Raw genomic sequence first — 21,667 nt, forward strand, 5'->3', positions numbered from 1 at the left:
AAAAAAGAAGGAATTTATGAGAATTGAAAAAGCCAATTATTGAATTTAAGAACGTTTCAAAAGTATTTGAAGACAGTGGAACAACTGTATTAAAGGATATTAGTTTTGAATTGGAAGAGGGGAAATTTTATACCCTTTTAGGAGCTTCTGGTTCAGGTAAATCAACGATTTTGAATATTATTGCTGGTTTATTGGATGCTAGTTCAGGTGATATTTATCTGGACGGTCAACGGATTAATGATGTTCCGACCAATAAACGGGATGTCCATACTGTTTTCCAGTCCTATGCCCTTTTCCCACATATGACTGTCTTTGAAAATGTGGCTTTTCCTCTTAAATTACGAAAGATTGACAAGGCTGAAATTGAACGCCGTGTGACAGAAGCCTTACAAATGGTCCGACTTTCTGGTTATGAAAATCGTTCCATTCAGAAATTGTCTGGTGGTCAACGCCAGCGGGTTGCTATTGCACGTGCGATTATCAACCAGCCTCGCGTTGTCTTGCTAGATGAACCACTTTCTGCCCTGGACTTGAAACTAAGAACAGAAATGCAGTACGAACTGCGTGAATTGCAACAACGTCTAGGAATTACCTTCGTCTTCGTTACCCATGACCAAGAAGAAGCTCTGGCCATGAGTGACTGGATTTTTGTCATGAATGAAGGTGAAATTGTTCAGTCTGGGACGCCAGTGGACATTTACGACGAACCAATCAACCATTTTGTTGCTACCTTCATCGGTGAATCCAATATCCTTCCAGGTCGCATGATAGAAGACTATCTGGTTGAGTTTAACGGCAAACGCTTTGAAGCTGTCGATGGCGGTATGCGTCCTAATGAAGAAGTTGAAGTCGTTATCCGTCCAGAAGATTTGCAGATTACCCTACCTGAGGAAGGCAAATTGCAGGTAAAAGTGGATACTCAGCTCTTCCGAGGGGTTCACTATGAAATCATCGCCTATGACGACCTCGGTAATGAGTGGATGATTCACTCAACTCGTAAGGCCATTGTCGGAGAAGTGATTGGACTAAGTTTTGAGCCAGAAGATATTCATATCATGCGTCTCAATGAAACAGAGGAAGAATTCGATGCCCGTATCGAAGAATATGTGGAAGTGGAAGAAGTAGAAGATGGCTTGATTAACGCCATTGAGGAGGAACGCAATGAAGAAAACCTCTAGGCTTTTTGCAATTCCCTATGCCCTATGGGTCTTTCTATTTGTACTCGCTCCAGTTGCCTTGATTATCTTCAAATCTTTCTTTGATATTCATGGCGATTTCACTTTGGCCAATTACCAGACCTATTTTAACTCGCCAAATATGACCTATCTGCGAATGAGTTTTAACTCCATTTTTTACGCAGGTATTATTACTCTGGTCACGCTTTTGGTTTCCTACCCAACAGCCTATTTCTTGACCAAACTCAAGCATAGACAGCTCTGGCTCATGTTGATTATCTTGCCAACCTGGGTCAATCTTTTGCTGAAAGCCTATGCCTTTATCGGTATTTTTGGACAACACGGCTCTATCAACCAGTTCCTAGAATTTATTGGTCTAGGAGCTCAGCAAATTCTTTTCACAGATTTCTCCTTTATTGCTGTTGCAGCCTATATCGAGATTCCGTTTATGATTTTGCCGATCTTTAACGCCTTGGATGATTTGGATAAAAACCTAATCAATGCCAGTCGTGATTTGGGGGCAACTCCTTGGCAGACCTTCACAAAAGTTATTTTTCCTCTTTCTATGAATGGTGTCCGTTCTGGTGTACAGGCGGTTTTCATTCCAAGTCTGAGCCTCTTCATGTTGACCCGTTTGATTGGCGGCAACCGAGTGATCACGCTTGGTACAGCTATCGAACAACACTTTCTCACAACACAAAACTGGGGAATGGGTTCAACCATAGGTGTGGTCTTGATTTTGGCCATGCTCTTGATTATGTGGATGACGAAAGAGAGGAAGAAATAATGAAGAAATTTGCAAATATCTACTTAACAGTTGCCTTTCTCCTTCTCTACTTACCGATTTTCTATCTTATTTTTTATGCCTTTAATGAAGGCGGAGATATGAATGGCTTTACAGGCTTTACCTTAGAGCATTTTTCATCTATGCTTGGCGATAGCCGACTAATGCTGATTCTGGCTCAAACCTTCTTGTTGGCCTTCTTGAGTTCTTTGATTGCGACCATTATCGGAACTTTCGGTGCCATCTATATCTATCAGGCAAAACCTCGTTTTCAAAATGCACTCTTGTCTGTCAATAATATCTTGATGGTAGCTCCAGACGTCATGATTGGGGCGAGTTTCCTAATTCTCTTTACCATGATTGGTTTCCAGCTTGGCTTTGTCTCAGTATTGCTCAGTCATATTGCTTTTTCTATTCCAATCGTAGTATTGATGGTCTTGCCACGGCTGAAAGAGATGAACGCAGATATGATTTCAGCAGCTTATGATTTGGGGGCAACTCAGCCACAAATGCTGAAAGAAATCATGTTGCCATACCTAACACCAGCCATCATTGCAGGCTACTTTATGGCCTTTACCTATTCCTTGGATGACTTTGCCGTGACATTCTTTGTTACGGGAAATGGTTACTCAAACCTATCTGTAGAGATTTACTCACGGGCTCGTCAAGGGATTTCTCTAGAAATCAATGCCTTGTCAACCCTAGTTTTCCTTTTCTCTATCTTATTGGTAGTGGGTTATTATTTCATCTCACGTGAAAAGGAGGCCAACTAATGAAACGATTGTATTCATTTTTTGTAGGAATTATAGCAATTGTCCTAGTTTTATGGGGAATTAGTTATAAGTTAGAAGCTGATTCAACCCAAGGGACAACTGATAAACTTGTCATCTATAACTGGGGCGATTATATTGACCCAGAATTACTCGCAGAATTCACTGCTGAAACAGGTATTCAGGTAGATTATCAGACCTTTGACTCCAACGAATCGATGTACACAAAGATTAAGCAGGGTGGAACAACATACGATTTGACAATCCCATCTGAGTACATGATTTCTAAGATGACAGAAGAAAATATGTTAATCAAGCTAGATAAGTCTAAGATTGAAGGGATAGAAAATATCGATCCACGATTTATGGGCCTTAGCTTTGATAAGAATAATGACTATTCTATTCCATATTTCTGGGGAACCTTGGGCATTGTTTACAATGAAACCATGGTAGAAAATCCTCCTCAGGAATGGGAAGACTTGTGGTCAGAGGAATACCGTGACAATATCATGTTAATTGATGGTGTGCGTGAAGTCATGGGCTTTGGTCTACAATCACTGGGCTATAGTCTCAATTCTAACAATCCTACCGAGATTGAAAAGGCAGCCGAACATCTTTATAATTTAACTCCAAATGTCAAAGCAATTGTTGCTGATGAGATAAAAGGTTATATGATACAAGATGCGGCAGCAATTGCTGTTTCTTTCTCAGGTGAGGCGAGTGAAATGTTAGATGGAAATGAAAATCTGCGCTATGTTGTACCATCAAAAGGTTCTAACCTGTGGTTTGATAACATGGTCATTCCAAAAACAGCAAAAAATATTGATGGAGCTTACGCCTTTATGAGTTTTATGCTTCGTCCTGAAAATGCGCTTCGCAATGCAGAATATGTTGGCTACTCAACACCAATTCCTGCAGCCAAGGCTATGCTGGATGAGGAGACTCAGAACGACGAATCCTTCTATCCTTCAGAAGAAACGATGAAGAAGATGGAAGTTTATGATAATCTTGGACCAGAGATGCTTGGAATGTATAATGACCTCTATCTCCAATTCAAGATGTATCGGAAATAGTCTGATTGGACAGGTAGCAATATAAATAAAAGAATGGGAGTGAGGTTCTTTACTAAGTACTTATTGCTCCTATTTTTTGGTCATGCATACTATAGAAAGGAAGGGAAATCCCAATGGAAAATCACCGGAAAGAAGTTAGTTTTATTTCTCAATCAATCCTCTATTCGGTTCTGCGTGGTAGTTTAGTTGGCATTGTCGCTGGTTTAGTGGTCGTTGCATTTCGCTTAGCCATTGAAAAACTATTTTCTGTCTTTACGCACCTCTATTCTCTGGCAACAGACAATGCAATCTATTTACTTCTTATTGGAGGGCTTTATCTGGTCATAGCTTTACTTGTTGGCAAGTTGATCAAAGACGAGCCAAATGCAAAAGGTTCTGGTATACCTCAGGTGGAGGCAGAACTAAAAGGAATTATGGATTTGAACTGGTGGTCAGTCCTTTGGAGAAAATTTATCGGCGGTGTTTTATCCATTGCATCTGGTCTAATGCTGGGGCGTGAAGGTCCCAGTATTCAATTAGGAGCTGTAACGGCTAAAGGTGTATCAGTTCTTCTTAAATCCAGTGAAATGGAAAGAAGGAGTTTGATTGCTAGTGGCGCTGCGGCAGGTTTGGCAGCAGCTTTCAATGCACCAATAGCAGGCCTTTTATTTGTTGTGGAGGAAGTCTATCATCAGTTTTCACGTCTGGTATGGGTCTCCGCCCTGGCAGCCAGTATCACTGCGAACTTTATTTCCTTACATGTTTTTGGATTAATGCCTGTTTTGCATATGCCGAAGGACTTACAGTTACTATCTCTTGACCAATATTGGATCTATATCTTACTTGGAGTTTTCCTTGGCCTTGCTGGATATGTGTATGAAATTGTTATCCTCAATATACAAGATTTCTATACCCTCCTCTCAAAAATCATTCCTCTCCCAGTTCCATACTACAGTGTATTTGCCTTTTTGTTTATTATACCGATTGGTTATTTTTTCCCTAATCTGTTGGGTGGCGGGCATCATTTGATTTTAGAGCTTCCATATTTGGAACAAGGACTACTGACATTGGCAATCTTGATTTTAATACGATTTGTATGGAGCATGATTTCCTATGGTTCTGGTCTACCAGGGGGCATCTTTTTACCCATATTAACCTTAGGAAGTCTCCTTGGGCTTTTTGTCGCACGGTTCTTCCTTGATATTGGTTTCATCAGTCAGGAGCAGATGCTATTGTTTATTGTATTGGGAATGGCAGGCTTTTTCGCAGCGATTTCCAAAGCACCTCTAACTGCTATTATTTTAGTAACTGAAATGGTTGGAAGTTTGAACCAATTGATGGTCATCGGGTTGGTAGCTTTGAGTTCCTATGTGATGATGGACCTCTTAGGTGGCGCGCCAGTCTATGAAGCAATGTTGGAAAAAATTCTGCCAGAAGAAGTAGAACAGCAAGAACACATGACCTTAATAGAGGTTGTTGTCAACGAAACATTGGACAGAAGATTTGTTAGCGAGTTACGTTTGCCGGATTCATGCTTGATCACCAGTCAAATTCATCACGGTAAGTCAAGGATTGTGAAAGGAAATAGCCAACTTTCTATGGGGGATTCCTTGCTCGTTGCAGTTCCAATCTCTCAAATTCATACCGTTCGTAGGATATTTGAGGGAGATTAGCATTTTTTAGATTGTCTTAACAAAGAGATGAGAAAAGTCCCAATATTATACTGTTTTCGTTGTCTGGTCAACTCCCTCAATTCTTGAATGGTTTCATCGGGAACGAAACTCCGAGGAAGCAGACCAATCCGTGTTAATTTGGCAATCCAGTGAGCGTCCTTCTTGTCGGTTTTCTGACCTGGAATAGCCTTCATGTGGGCTGGTTGAGCAAGTATTAGCTCGAAGTCATCACATAGAGCATGCCAGACAAGTCGCCAATAGACACCTGTGCTTTCCATACCAACAGCTTCTACATGAAATTGACTGAGAAAATCGTGGTAAGCACGTAGACCTTTAGTCGTTGTATCAAATGTAGCTAAGTAACGCTTTGGACAAGTTGAGGGGAATACAAACGACAATATCGACTTGATCTACACATGATTACTATGACAATTCTTTCCTTCTTAAAATTAGAGAGCCTATCTACTGAATTTTAGTCATATTCTTGAGCGCATATTGTGGTTCTTATCAGTAGGGTGGAGCAGTTTTGTCATCATAATTAACATCAATAATGCACCAACCACAAGGCCCTCACTAGGTATATAATCTTAGTGAGGGCTTTATGCTCATTCTCATTATTCTGTGGGTAAGGACGGAGCCATCATGGATGTCTTACTCACTCCCTTTTTAGTGTGTATTATCTGTATCTATGGTTATAGATATTATTGATAGCTAGTTATAGTTTGAATAAATAACTGAATTTTCAGAATATACTTGCAATGCTGATAATTTTATGTTTTAATATATTTATTGGCTTTGCCAATAATAAAGGAGAAAAACTAGGAGGAAAAGTTATGAAAAAGAAAGAAACTTTCTCACTTCGGAAGTATAAAATTGGAACTGTGTCTGTTCTTTTGGGTGCAGTTTTTTTGTTTGCAGGTGCACCATCGGTAGCTGCAGATGAATTGACAAGCCTTGTAGAGACTAAGGTGGAAGCAACTGTTCCTGACGTAATCGTCAGCGAATCAGCCTCAGAAAGTCCCGTTGTCGAGGAGTTAGTTGACACTTCTGTGGAGGCTACCCCAACTGATGTAACCACTACAGATAATGTAGAGGAAACACTTGGCTCAGAAGCTCTTGAAAACATCACAAATACAGAAGTAGAAGCGACTCAACCAGCTGTAGAAACTCCAGCTATTTCAGAGAAAAAAGTAGAAGAAGAGGAGAAGCTTGCCGTAGCAGATGAGACTACTGCTATTACTAATCAGGAAGAAGCGAAACCACAAAACATTGATAGTAATACAATCATTACAGTACCTAAAGTTTGGGATAGTGGTTACAAGGGCGAAGGAACAGTAGTTGCAATCATAGATTCAGGTCTTGACGTTGACCACGATGTATTGCATATTTCAGATCTCTCAACCGCAAAATATAAATCAGAAAAAGAGATAGAAGCAGCTAAAGAAGCAGCAGGAATTACCTACGGCGAATGGTTTAACGATAAGGTTGTATTTGGTTATAACTATGTTGATGTGAATACTGTCTTGAAAGAAGAAGACAAACGTTCACACGGTATGCACGTAACGAGTATTGCCACAGGAAATCCGACACAACCAGTCGCTGGACAATTAATGTATGGTGTAGCTCCTGAAGCGCAAGTCATGTTTATGCGTGTATTCTCAGACCTCAAAGCTACAACAGGCGCAGCATTGTACGTAAAGGCGATTGAAGATGCTGTAAAATTAGGTGCAGATAGCATCAACCTCAGCCTGGGAGGAGCTAACGGCTCTGTTGTTAACATGAATGAAAATGTGACTGCAGCAATCGAGGCTGCTCGTCGTGCAGGTGTTTCTGTTGTTATTGCTGCTGGTAATGATGGAACATTTGGTTCAGGTCATTCTAATCCGTCAGCCGATTATCCAGATTATGGCTTGGTCGGAGCTCCTTCAACAGCTCGCGATGCAATTTCTGTCGCTTCTTACAATAACACAACGGTTGGCAGTAAAGTAATTAATATCATTGGCTTAGAAAATAATGCTGATTTGAATTACGGTAAGAGTTCGTTCGATAATCCAGAGAAAAGTCCTGTATCATTTGAAATTGGGAAGGAATATGAATATGTCTATGCAGGAATCGGTCAGGCTTCGGATTTTGATGGTTTAAATTTGATTGGAAAACTTGCGCTTATTAAACGAGGAACCATCAGTTTCTCAGAAAAAATAGCCAATGCAACAGCTGCAGGGGCAGTAGGGGTCGTTATTTTCAATAGCCGCCCAGGTGAAGCCAATGTGAGCATGCAACTGGATGATACAGCTATCGCAATTCCATCTATCTTCATTCCATTGGAATTTGGTGAAGCTTTGGCATCTAACTCATATAAGATTGCGTTCAATAACGAAACAGATATTCGCCCTAACCCAGAAGCAGGTCTTCTTTCAGATTTTTCAAGTTGGGGTCTATCAGCGGATGGCGAGCTAAAACCAGACTTAGCTGCTCCAGGTGGTGCTATTTATGCAGCCATCAATGATAATGACTATGCCAACATGCAGGGAACAAGTATGGCTTCACCACACGTAGCAGGAGCAGCCGTACTAGTAAAACAATATTTACAGGCAACTTACCCTACTAAGTCCCCTCAAGAAATCGAAGCCTTAGTAAAACACTTGCTTATGTCTACTGCTAAAGCACATGTGAACAAAGAAACAACAGCCTACACTTCCCCTCGCCAACAAGGTGCAGGTATCATCGATACTGCGGCAGCTATTTCTACAGGTTTATATTTGACTGGCGAAGACGGTTATGGCAGCATTACCTTGGGAAATGTTGAGGATATATTCAGCTTTACGGTCACACTTCATAACATTACAAACGAAGATAAGACTTTAAACTACTCAACACAGTTAACAACGGATACTGTTCAAAACGGATTGATTACCTTGGCTCCGTGTCTATTAGCAGAGATTCCTGGCGGTAAGGTGACTGTGAAAGCCAATTCAAGTACAACTGTTACAATTAATGTCGATGCAGCAAGCTTTGCAGAAGAATTGACAGGTTTAATGAAAAACGGTTACTATCTTGAAGGTTTTGTTCGATTTACAGATGTAGCCGATGTCGGTGATATTGTCAGCATTCCATACGTTGGTTTCCGTGGGGAATTCCAAAATCTAGCCGTTCTAGAAGAGCCGATTTACAATCTTATTGCCGATGGTAAGGGGGGCTTCTACTTTGAACCTGTTACAGCACAACCAGATACTGTTGACATCAGCCATCACTACACAGGTCTTGTTACAGGAAGTACGGAGTTAATCTATTCTACAGACAAACGATCTGACTTTGCGATCAAGACTCTAGGTACATTTAAAAATGAAGCAGGATACTTTGTTTTAGAGCTCGATGAGTCTGGTAAGCCTCATTTAGCTATCTCGCCAAATGGGGATGACAACCAAGATTCGCTCGCTTTGAAAGGTGTCTTCTTGAGAAATTATACGGATTTAGTCGCAAGCGTCTATGCTGCAGATGATACCGAACGAACAAATCCACTTTGGGAAAGTCAACCACAGTCAGGCAATAAGAACTTCTATAGTGGTGATCCTAAAAATCCAAAATCAAGCATTATTTACCCTACTGAATGGAATGGGACAGACAGCGAGGGAAATGCTTTAGCAGATGGTAAGTATCAATACGTTTTGACCTACTCATCTGAAGTTCCAGGTGCAGCAGTACAAACTATGATTTTCGACGTTATCATTGATAGAGAATCACCAGTTATCACCACAGCTACCTATGATGAAACAAACTTTACATTTAACCCTCGTCCAGCCATTGAAAAAGGAGAATCCGGTCTATATCGCGAGCAAGTATTCTACCTTGTAGCGGATGCAAGCGGTGTGACAACTATTCCTTCCTTATTAGAAAATGGTGATGTAACCGTTTCTGATAACAAGGTATTTGTGGCACAAAACGACGATGGCTCCTTTACATTGCCTCTTGACCTTGCAGATATTTCAAAATTCTACTACACAGTAGAGGATTATGCTGGTAACATCAGCTATGAAAAAGTAGAGAATCTGATCAGTATCGGCAATGAAAAAGGGTTGGTAACTGTCAATATTCTTGATAAAGATACAAATAGTCCTGTACCAATACTTTTCTCTTACTCAGTCACCGATGAAACAGGCAAGATTGTTGCAGAATTACCACGATATGCCGGCGATACTAGCGTTCTTAAGCTACCATTTGGTACTTACACCTTTGATTTATTCTTATATGATACAGAATGGTCAAGCCTAGCAGGTGAAACCAAAGCAGTCGTGACGATTTCGGAAGAAAATAGCACTGCCGAGGTGAATTTCTATGTGACTTTGAAAGATAAGGCCAACTTGCTGGTAGATATTGATGCATTACTACCTTCTGGTTCAACCATCCAACTGGTAACTGCTGATGGCCAGACTATTCAGCTACCAAATGCTAAATATTCTAAGACCGATTATGGTAAATTTGTACCAGTTGGTACCTACACTATCCTTCCAACCCTCCCAGAAGGCTATGAATTTTTGGAAGAATTAGACGTAGCAGTACTTGCAAACCAGTCAAATGTTAAGAAATTAACCTTGATTAATAAAGTTGCTTTGAAAGAACTGATTGCTGAACTTGCGGGACTTGAAGAAACAGCGCGTTATTACAATGCTAGTCCAGAACTTCAAACTGCCTATGCTAAAGCATTAGAAGATGCCAATGCAGTATATGCCAACAAACACAATCAGGTACAAGTAGATTCAGCACTTGCCAATCTTGTGGCAGCGAGAGAGCAGCTAAACGGTCAGGCTACCGATAAGGAAAAACTAATTGCTGAAGTATCAAACTACACACCGACTCAGGCAAACTTTATTTATTACAATGCTGAAAATACCAAACAAATTGCCTATGATACAGCTGTTCGTTCAGCACAACTTGTATTGAACCAAGAGAATGTAACACAGGCAGTTGTCAACCAAGCGTTGGCGGACTTGTTAGCGGCGAAAGCCAACTTAGATGGTCAAAAGACTGATATTTCAGCCCTTCGTAGCGCAGTATCCGTTTCTTCCGTATTAAAAGCGACAGATGCTAAGTATCTCAATGCATCTGAAAACGTGAAACAAGCTTATGACCAGGCAGTTGAAGCAGCGAAAGCGATTCTAGCTGATGAATCTGCAAGCCAAGCAAGTGTCGATCAAGCTCTAGCCGTTCTGACAAGCGCGCAGGCAGAACTGAATGGTATTGCTACTTCAACAAATGATGCCAAAGAGCCAGCAAATACTGCCACTGACAAAAAAGATGAAGGCACTGTAACGCCTCCACCTATAGACTCAGAAAAAGTTGATGTACAGGCACCTCCTGTAAAAGATACTGGGAATTCAGGGCATGTATCGATCGGTCAGAAGCCAAACCCTCAACCAACTTTACCTCGTCCAGTCACTTTGCAAGCTAGTCTATCTAGCCCTAATCAAGAAAAACAGGTAACTCAACTACCAAATACTGGAGACAATGATACGAGATACTATCTTGTTCTTGGTGTCATTATTGGGCTAGGGACTCTGTTGGTAAGCAAACGACGTCATAAAGAAGAAGTCTAAGAAAATATAGTCATACTCTTCGAAAATCAAAATTATCCGTTGTCAACTTGCCATGATGAACTCCAGTTCTATCTTCGGCTTCGTTTCCTAGGCTACTTTTGATTTGCATTGAGTATCATTTTCTACCATTTGTCAGGCTTTAATCACGAGTTTGTTATATAAAAGACCGCTTAATCATTGATTAGGCGGTTGTTTGTGTTTGAAATTGAAGCATTGTCTTTTGGATGTTTCTTGAGACATCAGTTGGCTTTACAAGATAATAATCTTGAGCCAGTTGGTCGGCAATATAGGAGTGGAGGTAGGTTGCTACAAGGATTCTTTCATATAGTTGAACAAGGGGAAATTGTACAGCAAATCCTGCAATCATACCTGCAAGAGTATCTCCCATACCTCCTGTTGCTTGGTAAGGACCACCAGCTCCTATTGGGGTGACTTGGTTTGGCTGGGTTTTTAGGATTTGAGTAGCGGAACTTTTAGCTACAAGGATTGTATTTTCTTGAAAAGATTGCAAGGCTTCAAGATTTCTTTGGCTTGTTTGGTCAGCAACCGGAATGGCTGATAACCGTTCCCATTCTTTCTGGTGGGGTGTCAGGATGACTTGTTTACACGGGAAGTTCTTTCTGTTTTGCTTTGCGACTAAGGTAAGGGCTGAGCCGTCAAGAACTAAAATCTGCTGGTCAGATAAATGTTCAAAAACAAAGTCCAATAACTGTTCAGCTCTGCTATTTTCCCCAAAACCTGGACCAATCAATACCAAGTCAGCATTTTCTAAGCTACTTATCAGTAAGGCTTGATCGTCAAATGAAAATGCCATGGCTTCAGGCAGATGACTATGTAAGGCTGGTATGTTATCTTTTTCAGTAGCAACAGTTACCAAGCCTGCTCCACTGTTGACGCTTGCTAGTGCGGCCATGATAATCGCTCCACCATAGGGATACAGTCCACCAATCAGCAAGACTCGACCATAGCTTCCCTTATGGCTGTTGCGTGGTCTTGCTTGAATGACCTTTCTACAGAGTTCTTGTAAGTCCATACATATTCCCCCTTTTCTTTTTATTATACCACGAGGAATGAGGTTTATGACAATCCAGATTTTAGATAAATCCAAGTTTTCATGCTATAATGAATTCATGGTATTATCAAAAAAACGTGCAAGAAAAGTTATTGAAGAAATCATCGCTCTATATCCTGATGCTAAGCCTAGCTTGGACTTTCGAAATCACTTTGAGTTGGTATGTGCAGTGCTCTTATCTGCTCAAACTACAGATGCTGCGGTAAATAAGGCAACACCTGGTTTGTTCGCAGCTTTCCCTACGCCCCAAGCCATGGCGGCAGCAGAAGTGAAGGATATTGAGCCTTATATTTCTCGTTTGGGTTTGTACCGAAACAAGGCAAAGTTTTTAAAAGACTGTGCCCAGCAGTTGATGGAACGGCATAATGGCATTGTCCCTCAAACTCGTGAGGAATTAGAAGCCTTGGCAGGAGTGGGAAGAAAAACGGCCAATGTTGTCTTAAGTGTCGGTTTCGGAATTCCCGCCTTTGCAGTTGATACCCACGTGGGACGGATTTGTAAACACCACGATATTGTCAAAAAATCAGCTACACCCCTGGAAACAGAAAAACGAGTCATGGAAGTCTTACCTCCTGAACTCTGGCTCCCTGCTCATCAAGCTATGATTTATTTTGGTCGTGAGGTTTGCCATCCTAAGAACCCTGAATGCGAAAAATTCCCACAATTATATGAATTTGACTAAAAAATCTTCTGTTTTTGAAGATTTTTTTAGTTTTTATGTAAAATTGTTTGAGTAAATTCTGAACATTTTTTTAAATTTTATAAGAATAATAACTCAGAAAAGAATTATACGAATGTTATATTTTATAAACAAGCCTAAAAAGTGATATATCCGAATATTGTTTATATAGGTTTCTTTTTTATTGACAAAACACAAACAATAAGCTATACTATATCTTGTAATAAGGAAAAAATACGAAAAACAAACCGTTTTTCTGTTCCAATGTTAAGAAAAAGAGGTAGAAGCATGTTCAACGAAACTCCAGTTTTTGACTACGAAGATATTCAGCTCATTCCAAATAAATGTATCATCAATAGCCGTTCCGAGGCAGATACAACAGTGACTCTTGGGAAATATAGCTTTAAATTACCAGTTGTTCCAGCTAATATGCAGACTATTATTGATGAAGATGTGGCAGAAATGCTTGCCAAAGATGGTTATTTCTACATCATGCATCGTTTCGATGAAGCTGGTCGTATTCCATTTATCAAACGCATGCACGAGCAAGGTTTGATTGCTTCTATCTCTGTTGGTGTAAAAGAATATGAATATGAGTTTGTGACTAGCTTGAAAGCTGATGCCCCTGAGTTTATCACCATTGATATTGCTCATGGCCATGCAGAAAGTGTTATCAAGATGATTCAACATATCAAGAAAGAACTGCCTGAGACATTTGTTATTGCAGGTAATGTCGGTACTCCAGAAGCAGTTCGTGAACTAGAAAATGCTGGTGCAGATGCGACAAAAGTTGGTATTGGTCCAGGTAAAGTATGTATTACAAAGGTTAAGACTGGTTTTGGTACAGGTGGTTGGCAGTTGGCTGCCCTTCGTTGGTGCGCAAAAGCTGCCCGCAAACCAATTATTGCGGACGGTGGTATTCGTACCCACGGAGATATTGCCAAATCCATCCGCTTCGGTGCAAGCATGGTCATGATTGGTTCGCTCTTTGCCGGTCACATTGAAAGCCCAGGTAAAACAATTGAAGTTGATGGTGAGAAATTCAAAGAGTACTACGGTTCAGCATCTGAATACCAAAAAGGTGCTTATAAAAACGTAGAAGGTAAGAAAATCTTACTCCCTGCCAAAGGACATTTAAAAGATACTCTGGTTGAAATGGAGCAAGATTTGCAGTCATCTATTTCTTATGCAGGAGGACGTGACATTACCAGCTTGAAGCATGTGGACTATGTTATCGTGAAAAACTCTATCTGGAATGGTGACTCTATCTAGTCAAAGAGGACTTGCAATGCAGGTCCTTTTCTTGTTACAATATTTATATAAAATTGAAAGAGAATAAGTATGTACCAAACAAGAAATAACAAAGAGAAGCTCTGGCTCTTTATCAAAATATTTTTGCCCATTTTAATTTACCAATTTGCTAATTACTCCGCATCCTTTATCGATACCATGATGACTGGTCAGTATAGTACTATGGATTTGGCAGGTGTTTCCATGGCAACAAGTCTTTGGAATCCGCTTTTTTCATTTCTTACAGGGATTGTATCTGCATTGGTCTCGATTATTGCCCAATATTTGGGACAAGGAGAGAAGTCAAAGATTCGACAAGAGTTTCATCAGTTTGTCTATCTATCTATTGGATTAACCATTTTACTCTTGTGCTCGATCCTATTTATCGCTGTTCCCGTCTTGGCTCAGTTTGGACTTGATGAATCTGTTTTTCAAGTTGGTCGGCAGTACCTCTATTTTATTTCCATTGGTATCCTGCCTCTCTTGCTCTTTAGTGTCTGTCGCTCTTTTTTCGACGCCCTCGGCTTGACTCAGCTATCCATGTACCTCATGTTGCTCCTTGTCCCATTTAACAGTCTATTTAACTATCTCTTAATTTATGGGAAAATGGGCCTCCCGGCCCTAGGCGGAGCTGGAGCTGGATTGGGTACTGCTTTAGCTTACTGGGCGGTATTGCTAGTAATCGTTATTGTCATGTGCAAAAATAAGACTATTTCTTCTTATCAGATTTGGCGGTGGAGTCCGATTGATGGGTCTTTACTGAAAGAAGGACTGAAAATCGGTCTTCCCATCGGTTTACAAGTCTTTGCAGAAGTAGCAATTTTTGCAGTAGTAGGGCTCTACATGGCAAAATTTTCAGCACAGATTATAGCAGCCCACCAGTCAGCTATGAACTTTGCAACCTTATTATATGCCTTTCCATATCGGTATCCTCAGCCCTAGCTATTGTCATTGCTTATGAAGTAGGCGCTAAACGACCACAAGATGTGAAAGCCTACAGCCGTCTGGGACGCTTAGTAGCACTAGGCTTTGCAGGTTTGACGCTAACTTTCCTATATTTTTTCCGCTCCAAAGTTGCCTACCTTTATGGTAATGACGCAGAATTTATCCGTCTGACCTCGCATTTCCTGAGCTTTGCCCTCATGTTCCAGTTAGCAGATGCCTTTACAGCACCTATTCAGGGGATTTTACGTGGTTACAAGGATACGACTGTTCCATTTATACTTGGTTTGGTTGCCTATTGGTCCATGACCTTCCCAGTCGCATTCTTGCTTGAAAGATTTTTCCAAATGGGTCCAGAAGCCTATTGGATCGGTCTTATTTCAGGGATTTTTGTCTGCGGAATAGCTCTCAATTTGCGCTTGATCAAAATAGCTCATTCTCATTTGTCTGTGAAATAAATTAACTATGAAAGTCGGAGGCATCCGGCTTTTTCTCTCTTGTGAAAATATCTTGCTCATGTTAAAATAAAAGGATAGAAAATCAAATGGAGAAATTATGAATTATTTTAACGTAGGAAAGATTGTTAACACGCAAGGCCTACAAGGGGAAATGCGTGTTTTGTCTGTGACCGATTTTGCTGAAGAACGTTTTAAAAAAGGGGCAAAGCTTGCACTTTTTGATGACAAGGATCAGTTTGCCATGGAAGTGGAAATTGCTAGTCACCGTAAGGCTAAGAACTTTGATATTATTAAGTTTAAGGGCATGTACCATATCAACGATATTGAAAAGTACAAGGGCTTTAGTTTGAAAATTGCCGAGGAAAATTTGACCGACCTTGAAGATGGTGAGTTTTATTACCATGAAATTATCGGCTTAGATGTCTATGAGAATGATATTCTGATCGGACAAATCAAGGAAATCTTGCAGCCAGGTGCCAATGATGTCTGGGTGGTGAAACGAAAAGGTAAGAAAGACCTGCTCTTGCCATATATTCCACCTGTTGTCTTGAACATTGATATTCCAAATAACCGTGTCGATGTGGAATTGCTCGAGGGCCTAGACGATGAGAATTGATATTTTGACCCTCTTCCCTGAGATGTTTGCACCTCTAGAACACTCTATTGTGGGTAAGGCGCGTGACAAGGGTTTGCTAGAAATCAACTACCACAATTTCCGAGAGAATGCTGAAAAGGCTCGCCATGTAGACGATGAACCCTATGGCGGAGGACAAGGTATGTTGCTCCTTGCCCAGCCGATTTTTGATACCATGGATAGCATTGAACAAACCAAGCCACGTGTTATCCTATTGGATCCCGCTGGGCGTACTTTCAATCAGGCCTATGCCGAAGAATTGGCACAGGAAGAGCAGCTGATTTTCATTTGCGGTCACTATGAAGGATATGATGAGCGGATTAAGACCTTAGTAACAGATGAAATTTCTCTCGGAGATTATGTCCTGACAGGTGGAGAGTTGGCAGCTATGACCATGATTGATGCTACCGTTCGCCTGATTCCAGAGGTTATTGGCAAGGAAGTCAGTCATACGGATGATAGTTTTTCATCAGGGCTATTGGAATATCCTCAATACACCCGACCATACGAGTATCGTGGAATGGTAGTTCCAGATGTATTAATGAGCGGTCACCATGAAAATATTCGTAAATGGCGTTTGGAAGAGAGTCTACGCAAAACCTATCAACGTCGTCCAGACTTGTTAGAAAACTACAACTTTACAGCTGAAGAGTTAACTATTTTTGAAAAAATCAAAGCAGAAGACACAGTTGATTAGACTGTGTTTTTCTTGCTAGAAGGAGAAATGATGAAACGCAAGGTATTTGAACATTACCAACCTTATAAAATCAAACAAAAGGCAAGATTTGATTTAGGAAATAACGAAAATCGTATCATTGATTGGGCTTTTTTGCCACAAGAGACTTTGGAAAATTTGGATGTCAATCAATTAAGTTTTTATGGTGATAACACTTACTCCGAACTGATTGAGAAATATGCGACCTATCTTGGAGTTAATCCCAAACAAGTGACGGTAGGTGTGGGCTCTGATCACCTTATTCACATGATTGTTTCCACCTTTATGGAAAAGGATGATACTTTTTTGACTGTCAATCCAGACTTCTTCATGTATGAAACCTATAATCACATGCATGGTAGCCGTTTTGAAGCCATTGATTTAGAAGAAAAAAACGATACACTCGTCCTGCCAGTAGAGAAATTGTTGGCGCGTGCGGAGGAGGTGAAGGCAAAGATAATCATGCTTTCCAATCCTAACAATCCTTCTTCAGTAGCTTATTCACTAGAAGATTTGGAGAAATTGGCTATTTCTTTTAAAGGGCTACTCGTTGTAGATGAGGCTTACATTGAATTTGCAAATGTCGAAAGCTTCATCAGTCGTCTGCAACAATTTGACAATGTTTTAGTTTTACGGACTTTATCAAAGGCTTTTGGACTTGCAGGTTTACGAGTTGGCTTTGCGGTAGGAAGCGAAGAGTTAATTTATGAATTGGACAAGGTCATTCCCCCATTCAGCTTGTCAAACTTGACTGCAAAAATGGCAGCCGTTGCATTGAATTATACAGATAAGGTTTTAGAAACAGTGGAAGTAATTCAGAATTTGCGAGAAGAAATGATTTTATTCTTGCAAGGGTTAGATAACTGTCAAGTTCTACCTAGTCAGGCTAGTTTTGTAACGTTTAAAGCAACGTGGGCAGAAGAATTTTATCAGCAAGCCTTGGCACAGGATTGGAATTTCAAATATTATCCAACAGGTAAATTAGAAGGGCATATTCGCCTGTCTATCGGCCGTCCAGAAGAAATGGACATGATGAAAAAAATGATTGAGAAACTAGTGGAAGCGTAAATTCTGCTAGTTTTTTTGTTTTTTGAAAGAAAATGATAGAAAATGATTGACAATGGCAGAAAATCGTGTATAATGATTTTTGTAAACGGTTGCAGGAGGTGTTGAACATACTCAAATCAGAACGAAAACAGATTATATTAGAGCGAATACACTCTCAACAGTTTGTTCGGCTAGAGGAATTAATCGAAGTTCTTGATACATCTGAGTCTACTGTACGTAGGGATTTGGATGAGTTGGAAAACGAAGGTAAGCTTCGTCGTGTACACGGCGGTGCTGAAGCGCCAGGGAATTTGCAACTCGAAGAGTCTATTCTAGAAAAATCTGTCAAAAACGTTCAAGAAAAACGAGAGATTGCGGAAAGTGCTGCTCGACAAATTGTTAACGGAGACGTAATTTTTTTAGATGCAGGTACAACAACCGGTGTACTGATTGATTATCTTCAGCAGGAAAATCTGACAGTCGTTACCAATTCTATTCACCACGCAGTGAGGCTGGTTGAACGCAAGATAAAAACAATCATTATAGGTGGTTTTGTTAAGCAATCAACAGATGCTTCCGTTGGAGCAGTAGCATTGGAACAAATTCGACAGCTCAATTTTGATAAAGCATTTCTGGGGATGAATGGTATTGATAAAAACTATTTTACAACGCCAGATATTGAAGAAGCGACCATCAAATGCACTATCATAGACAATGCCAAAGAAAGCTATGTTTTGGCAGATGCTTCTAAAATTGGTCAATTCTCCTTTGTTAAAGTTGCGGCAATCGAAAAATCCAACATTATCTGCCAATCTTCAGAAAGCAGTTTGTTGGACATCATAAAAGAGAAAACGAGGGTAATCGAGGTATGATTTATACAGTTACGCTCAATCCAGCGATTGACTATATCGTTCGTTTAGAAGATGTCGAGACGGGCAGTGTCAATCGTATGGAGAGCGACGATAAGTATGCCGGCGGTAAGGGAATTAACGTTAGCCGTGTTTTGAAGCGCTTGGGCTATCCGAATACAGCAACGGGTTTCCTTGGGGGATTCACAGGTCAGTTCATCAAAGATGGATTGATTGCCGAAGGAATTGATACTGATTTTGTTCAGGTTGATCAAGATACACGTATTAACGTGAAAATCAAAGCTGACCAAGAAACAGAAATCAACGGTTTGGGTCCGATTGTGACAGATACACAGTTGGCCGAATTAGAAATGGTCTTAGCAGGATTGACCAAAGAAGACACCGTTGTCTTTGCTGGGTCTGCTCCAGCTAGTCTTGGAAACGAAGTCTACAATAGGCTGATTCCTGTGGCGAAAAAAGCAGGAGCGCAAGTTGTCTGTGACTTTGAAGGTCAAACACTCCTAGACTCACTAGCACACCAGCCACTTTTGGTCAAGCCAAACAACCATGAACTTGAAGCAATCTTCAACGTCGAATTGAATGGCATTGCAGACATTGAAACCTACGCTAAGAAAATCTTAGAAATGGGTGCTCAGAATGTGATCATTTCCATGGCAGGGGATGGGGCTTTGTTGGTCACTCCACCAGCTACTTACTTTGCTAAACCAATCAAGGGTACAGTGAAAAACTCTGTCGGAGCTGGAGATTCCATGGTGGCAGGTTTTACAGGTGAATACGTTCGCTCACAAGACCCAATTGAAGCCCTAAAATGGGGAGTTGCTTGCGGTACGGCAACAGCCTTTTCAGATGATTTGGCAAGTATCGAATTTATTAAGGAAACTTATGAAAAAGTTGAGGTAGAAACACTATGAAAATTCAAGACGTTTTGAGAAAAGATGTCATGTTGCTTGATTTGCAAGCGACAAGCAAGGAAGCAGTTATCGATGAAATGATTGCTAGTTTGGTTGATAAAGGATATGTTACAGATTTTGATGTTTTCAAAACAGGTATCATGAACCGTGAAGCGCAAACAACTACTGGTCTTGGCGACGGTATCGCAATGCCACATGCTAAGAATGCGGCTGTAAAAGAGGCAACTGTTCTCTTTGCAAAATCAAACAAGGGAGTTGACTACGCAAGTCTTGATGGTCAACCAACCGATTTGTTCTTCATGATTGCAGCTCCAGAAGGTGCAAACGATACACACTTGGCTGCCCTTGCTGAATTGTCTAAATACTTGATGAAGCCTGGATTTGCTGACAAACTTCGTGGTGTGTCTAGCCCAGAAGAAGTCATTTCAGTTTTTGACGCAGCTGAAGCAGCAGATAAGACTGCTGAAGAAGTTGTTGCAGCACCAAGTGGTGACCGTCCATTTATCGTTGCTGTGACAGCATGTACAACAGGTATCGCCCACACTTACATGGCAGAAGAAGCACTTAAGAAACAAGCTGCTGAGATGGGTGTTGACATCAAGGTTGAAACCAACGGTGCTTCAGGTGTTGGAAACAAACTAACCGCTGAAGACATTAAGAATGCAGCAGGTGTTATCATCGCAGCAGATAAGGCTGTTGATATGCCTCGCTTCAATGGCAAACCTTTGGTATCTCGTCCAGTTGCAGCTGGAATCAAACAACCAGAAGAATTAATTAACCTTATCTTGGATGGTAAAGCATCAGCCTACACTGCGTCAGAAGGAGCAGCTACTGTGGAATCTTCAGAAAAACTCAGTCTTGGCAAAGCGTTCTATAAACACTTGATGAGTGGTGTGTCTCAAATGTTGCCATTCGTTATCGGTGGCGGTATCTTGATTGCCCTTGCCTTCCTATTCGATGGAGCTCTAGGTGTGCCACAAGACAGCCTTGGTAGTCTTGGTTCATACCATGAAATCGCAGCTATGTTCATGAAGATTGGTGGAGCAGCCTTCGGCTTCATGTTGCCACTTCTAGCAGGTTATATTGCTTACTCGATTGCTGAAAAACCAGGTTTGGTTGCAGGTTTCGTAGCTGGTGCAATTGCTAGTAGCGGTCTTGCGTTCGGTAAAATTCCTTACGCAGCTGGTGGTGAAGAAACGCTTGCTCTTGCAGGTGTATCATCTGGTTTCTTGGGTGCCCTTGTTGGTGGTTTCCTTGCTGGTGGTGTAGTGCTCGTTCTTCGCAACGCTTTGCGCAACCTTCCAAAATCACTTCAAGGTTTGAACGCTATCTTGCTCTTGCCACTTTTGGGAACAGCAATCACTGGTTTCTTGATGTTCTTCGTTAACATCCCAATGGCAGCAATCAACACAGGTATGAACAACTTCCTTGCAGGTCTTGAAGGTAGCTCTGCTATTCTCCTTGGACTTGTCCTCGGTGGAATGATGGCAGTCGATATGGGTGGTCCAGTCAACAAGGCAGCTTATGTCTTCGGTACAGGTACACTTGCAGCAACTGTTGCAGATGGTGGTTCTGTTGCCATGGCAGCGGTAATGGCAGGTGGTATGGTTCCACCGTTGGCAGTATTCGTTGCAACCCTTCTTTTCAAAGACAAATTCACACAAGAAGAGCGTAACTCAGGTTTGACAAACATTGTTATGGGTCTTTCATTCATCACTGAAGGTGCGATTCCATTTGGTGCTGCTGACCCAGCTCGTGCAATCCCAAGCTTTATCGCTGGTTCTGCCCTTGCAGGTGCCTTGGTTGGTTTGTCAGGCATCCAATTGATGGCTCCTCACGGTGGTATCTTCGTTATCGCTTTGACATCTAATCCATTGCTTTACATCGCCTATGTTTTGATTGGTGCGGTTGTATCAGGTGTCCTTTACGGAGCACTTCGTAAAGCTAAATAATTTTGATTGAAACCTTGCTTCTGGCAAGGTTTTTTAGCTATTTCACGAGGATT

Annotated in this window: 15 protein-coding genes and 2 pseudogenes; 15 read left to right on the forward strand and 2 right to left on the reverse strand. The window is 41.0% G+C overall.

Annotation, left to right across the window (positions count from 1 at the left end; genetic code table 11):
* The first annotated feature begins 23 nt into the window (after window positions 1-23).
* The 5 genes from YYK_RS03830 (at window position 24) to YYK_RS03850 (ending at window position 5,454) form a co-directional block, all read left to right on the forward strand.
* Window positions 24-1,178, forward strand: a complete 1,155-nt coding sequence (locus YYK_RS03830; RefSeq protein ID WP_002938664.1) for an ABC transporter ATP-binding protein — start codon at window positions 24-26, stop codon at window positions 1,176-1,178.
* The gene (locus YYK_RS03835) at window positions 1,162-1,962 is read left to right on the forward strand and encodes an ABC transporter permease (RefSeq protein ID WP_012775080.1); all 801 of its coding nucleotides are present in this window, start codon (window positions 1,162-1,164) and stop codon (window positions 1,960-1,962) included. Before YYK_RS03830 ends, YYK_RS03835 begins: the two co-directional genes overlap by 17 nt.
* A complete protein-coding gene (locus YYK_RS03840; RefSeq protein ID WP_002938656.1) occupies window positions 1,962-2,732 on the forward strand; it encodes an ABC transporter permease in 771 nt (256 codons plus the stop codon). Before YYK_RS03835 ends, YYK_RS03840 begins: the two co-directional genes overlap by 1 nt.
* A complete protein-coding gene (locus YYK_RS03845; protein ID WP_011922335.1) occupies window positions 2,732-3,802 on the forward strand; it encodes an ABC transporter substrate-binding protein in 1,071 nt (356 codons plus the stop codon). The genes YYK_RS03840 and YYK_RS03845 overlap by 1 nt, the downstream gene beginning before the upstream one ends.
* 113 nt (window positions 3,803-3,915) lie before the next feature.
* Window positions 3,916-5,454, forward strand: a complete 1,539-nt coding sequence (locus YYK_RS03850) for a ClC family H(+)/Cl(-) exchange transporter (protein WP_011922336.1) — start codon at window positions 3,916-3,918, stop codon at window positions 5,452-5,454.
* A 47-nt stretch (window positions 5,455-5,501) separates the two neighbouring features.
* Here the strand turns inward: YYK_RS03850 and YYK_RS03855 are convergent.
* Window positions 5,502-5,834 (reverse strand): annotated as a pseudogene (locus YYK_RS03855) (IS110 family transposase); the annotation flags it as partial.
* A gap of 453 nt (window positions 5,835-6,287) precedes the next feature.
* On the opposite strand from YYK_RS03855, the gene YYK_RS03860 reads away from it, so the two are divergent.
* Complete coding sequence (locus tag YYK_RS03860) at window positions 6,288-11,045, forward strand: S8 family serine peptidase (RefSeq protein WP_014917238.1); 4,758 nt, start codon at window positions 6,288-6,290, stop codon at window positions 11,043-11,045.
* 181 nt (window positions 11,046-11,226) lie between these two features.
* On the opposite strand, the gene YYK_RS03865 is transcribed toward YYK_RS03860, so the two are convergent.
* A complete protein-coding gene (locus tag YYK_RS03865; protein ID WP_012775082.1) occupies window positions 11,227-12,078 on the reverse strand; it encodes an NAD(P)H-hydrate dehydratase in 852 nt (283 codons plus the stop codon).
* Between the two features lie 97 nt (window positions 12,079-12,175).
* Here YYK_RS03865 and nth point away from each other — a divergent pair, with 97 nt between their 5' ends.
* The 9 genes and pseudogenes from nth to YYK_RS03910 all read left to right on the forward strand — a co-directional run bounded on the left by nth (window position 12,176) and on the right by YYK_RS03910 (window position 21,614).
* The gene (gene nth / locus YYK_RS03870) at window positions 12,176-12,799 is read left to right on the forward strand and encodes an endonuclease III (protein WP_012775083.1); all 624 of its coding nucleotides are present in this window, start codon (window positions 12,176-12,178) and stop codon (window positions 12,797-12,799) included.
* A gap of 285 nt (window positions 12,800-13,084) precedes the next feature.
* Window positions 13,085-14,068, forward strand: a complete 984-nt coding sequence (gene guaC, locus YYK_RS03875; protein ID WP_012775084.1) for a GMP reductase — start codon at window positions 13,085-13,087, stop codon at window positions 14,066-14,068.
* 69 nt (window positions 14,069-14,137) lie between these two features.
* Window positions 14,138-15,486: pseudogene (locus YYK_RS03880) on the forward strand (MATE family efflux transporter).
* 97 nt (window positions 15,487-15,583) lie between these two features.
* On the forward strand, window positions 15,584-16,102 hold the full coding sequence (rimM, locus tag YYK_RS03885) for a ribosome maturation factor RimM (RefSeq protein WP_011922346.1): 519 nt from the start codon (window positions 15,584-15,586) through the stop codon (window positions 16,100-16,102).
* Window positions 16,092-16,817 (forward strand): tRNA (guanosine(37)-N1)-methyltransferase TrmD, encoded by a 726-nt coding sequence (trmD, locus tag YYK_RS03890; protein WP_011922347.1) that lies wholly within the window; start codon window positions 16,092-16,094, stop codon window positions 16,815-16,817. The genes rimM and trmD overlap by 11 nt, the downstream gene beginning before the upstream one ends.
* A 30-nt stretch (window positions 16,818-16,847) precedes the next feature.
* Window positions 16,848-17,903, forward strand: a complete 1,056-nt coding sequence (locus YYK_RS03895) for a pyridoxal phosphate-dependent aminotransferase (protein WP_014636388.1) — start codon at window positions 16,848-16,850, stop codon at window positions 17,901-17,903.
* A 101-nt stretch (window positions 17,904-18,004) separates the two neighbouring features.
* Window positions 18,005-18,754 (forward strand): DeoR/GlpR family DNA-binding transcription regulator, encoded by a 750-nt coding sequence (locus tag YYK_RS03900; protein WP_012775085.1) that lies wholly within the window; start codon window positions 18,005-18,007, stop codon window positions 18,752-18,754.
* Window positions 18,751-19,662 carry a 1-phosphofructokinase gene (gene pfkB / locus YYK_RS03905; RefSeq protein WP_011922350.1) on the forward strand — a complete coding sequence of 304 codons (912 nt, stop codon included), beginning with the start codon at window positions 18,751-18,753 and terminating at the stop codon, window positions 19,660-19,662. Before YYK_RS03900 ends, pfkB begins: the two co-directional genes overlap by 4 nt.
* Window positions 19,659-21,614: a PTS fructose transporter subunit IIABC gene (locus YYK_RS03910; protein WP_012028091.1), complete on the forward strand. Its 1,956-nt coding sequence runs from the start codon at window positions 19,659-19,661 to the stop codon at window positions 21,612-21,614. Before pfkB ends, YYK_RS03910 begins: the two co-directional genes overlap by 4 nt.
* The last annotated feature ends 53 nt before the right edge of the window (window positions 21,615-21,667 follow it).

The sequence above is a fragment of the Streptococcus suis S735 genome (genome assembly GCF_000294495.1).
GTDB classification, from domain to species: Bacteria; Bacillota; Bacilli; order Lactobacillales; family Streptococcaceae; genus Streptococcus; species Streptococcus suis.

Coding starts and splice junctions, on each gene's coding strand:
- YYK_RS03835 (WP_012775080.1), top strand. CDS start 1,162: ATGAAGAAAACCTCTAGGCTTTTTGCAATTCCCTATGCCCTATGGGTC.
- YYK_RS03840 (WP_002938656.1), top strand. CDS start 1,962: ATGAAGAAATTTGCAAATATCTACTTAACAGTTGCCTTTCTCCTTCTC.
- YYK_RS03845 (WP_011922335.1), top strand. CDS start 2,732: ATGAAACGATTGTATTCATTTTTTGTAGGAATTATAGCAATTGTCCTA.
- YYK_RS03850 (WP_011922336.1), top strand. CDS start 3,916: ATGGAAAATCACCGGAAAGAAGTTAGTTTTATTTCTCAATCAATCCTC.
- YYK_RS03860 (WP_014917238.1), top strand. CDS start 6,288: ATGAAAAAGAAAGAAACTTTCTCACTTCGGAAGTATAAAATTGGAACT.
- YYK_RS03865 (WP_012775082.1), bottom strand. CDS start 12,078: ATGGACTTACAAGAACTCTGTAGAAAGGTCATTCAAGCAAGACCACGC.
- nth (WP_012775083.1), top strand. CDS start 12,176: ATGGTATTATCAAAAAAACGTGCAAGAAAAGTTATTGAAGAAATCATC.
- guaC (WP_012775084.1), top strand. CDS start 13,085: ATGTTCAACGAAACTCCAGTTTTTGACTACGAAGATATTCAGCTCATT.
- rimM (WP_011922346.1), top strand. CDS start 15,584: ATGAATTATTTTAACGTAGGAAAGATTGTTAACACGCAAGGCCTACAA.
- trmD (WP_011922347.1), top strand. CDS start 16,092: ATGAGAATTGATATTTTGACCCTCTTCCCTGAGATGTTTGCACCTCTA.
- YYK_RS03895 (WP_014636388.1), top strand. CDS start 16,848: ATGAAACGCAAGGTATTTGAACATTACCAACCTTATAAAATCAAACAA.
- pfkB (WP_011922350.1), top strand. CDS start 18,751: ATGATTTATACAGTTACGCTCAATCCAGCGATTGACTATATCGTTCGT.
- YYK_RS03910 (WP_012028091.1), top strand. CDS start 19,659: ATGAAAATTCAAGACGTTTTGAGAAAAGATGTCATGTTGCTTGATTTG.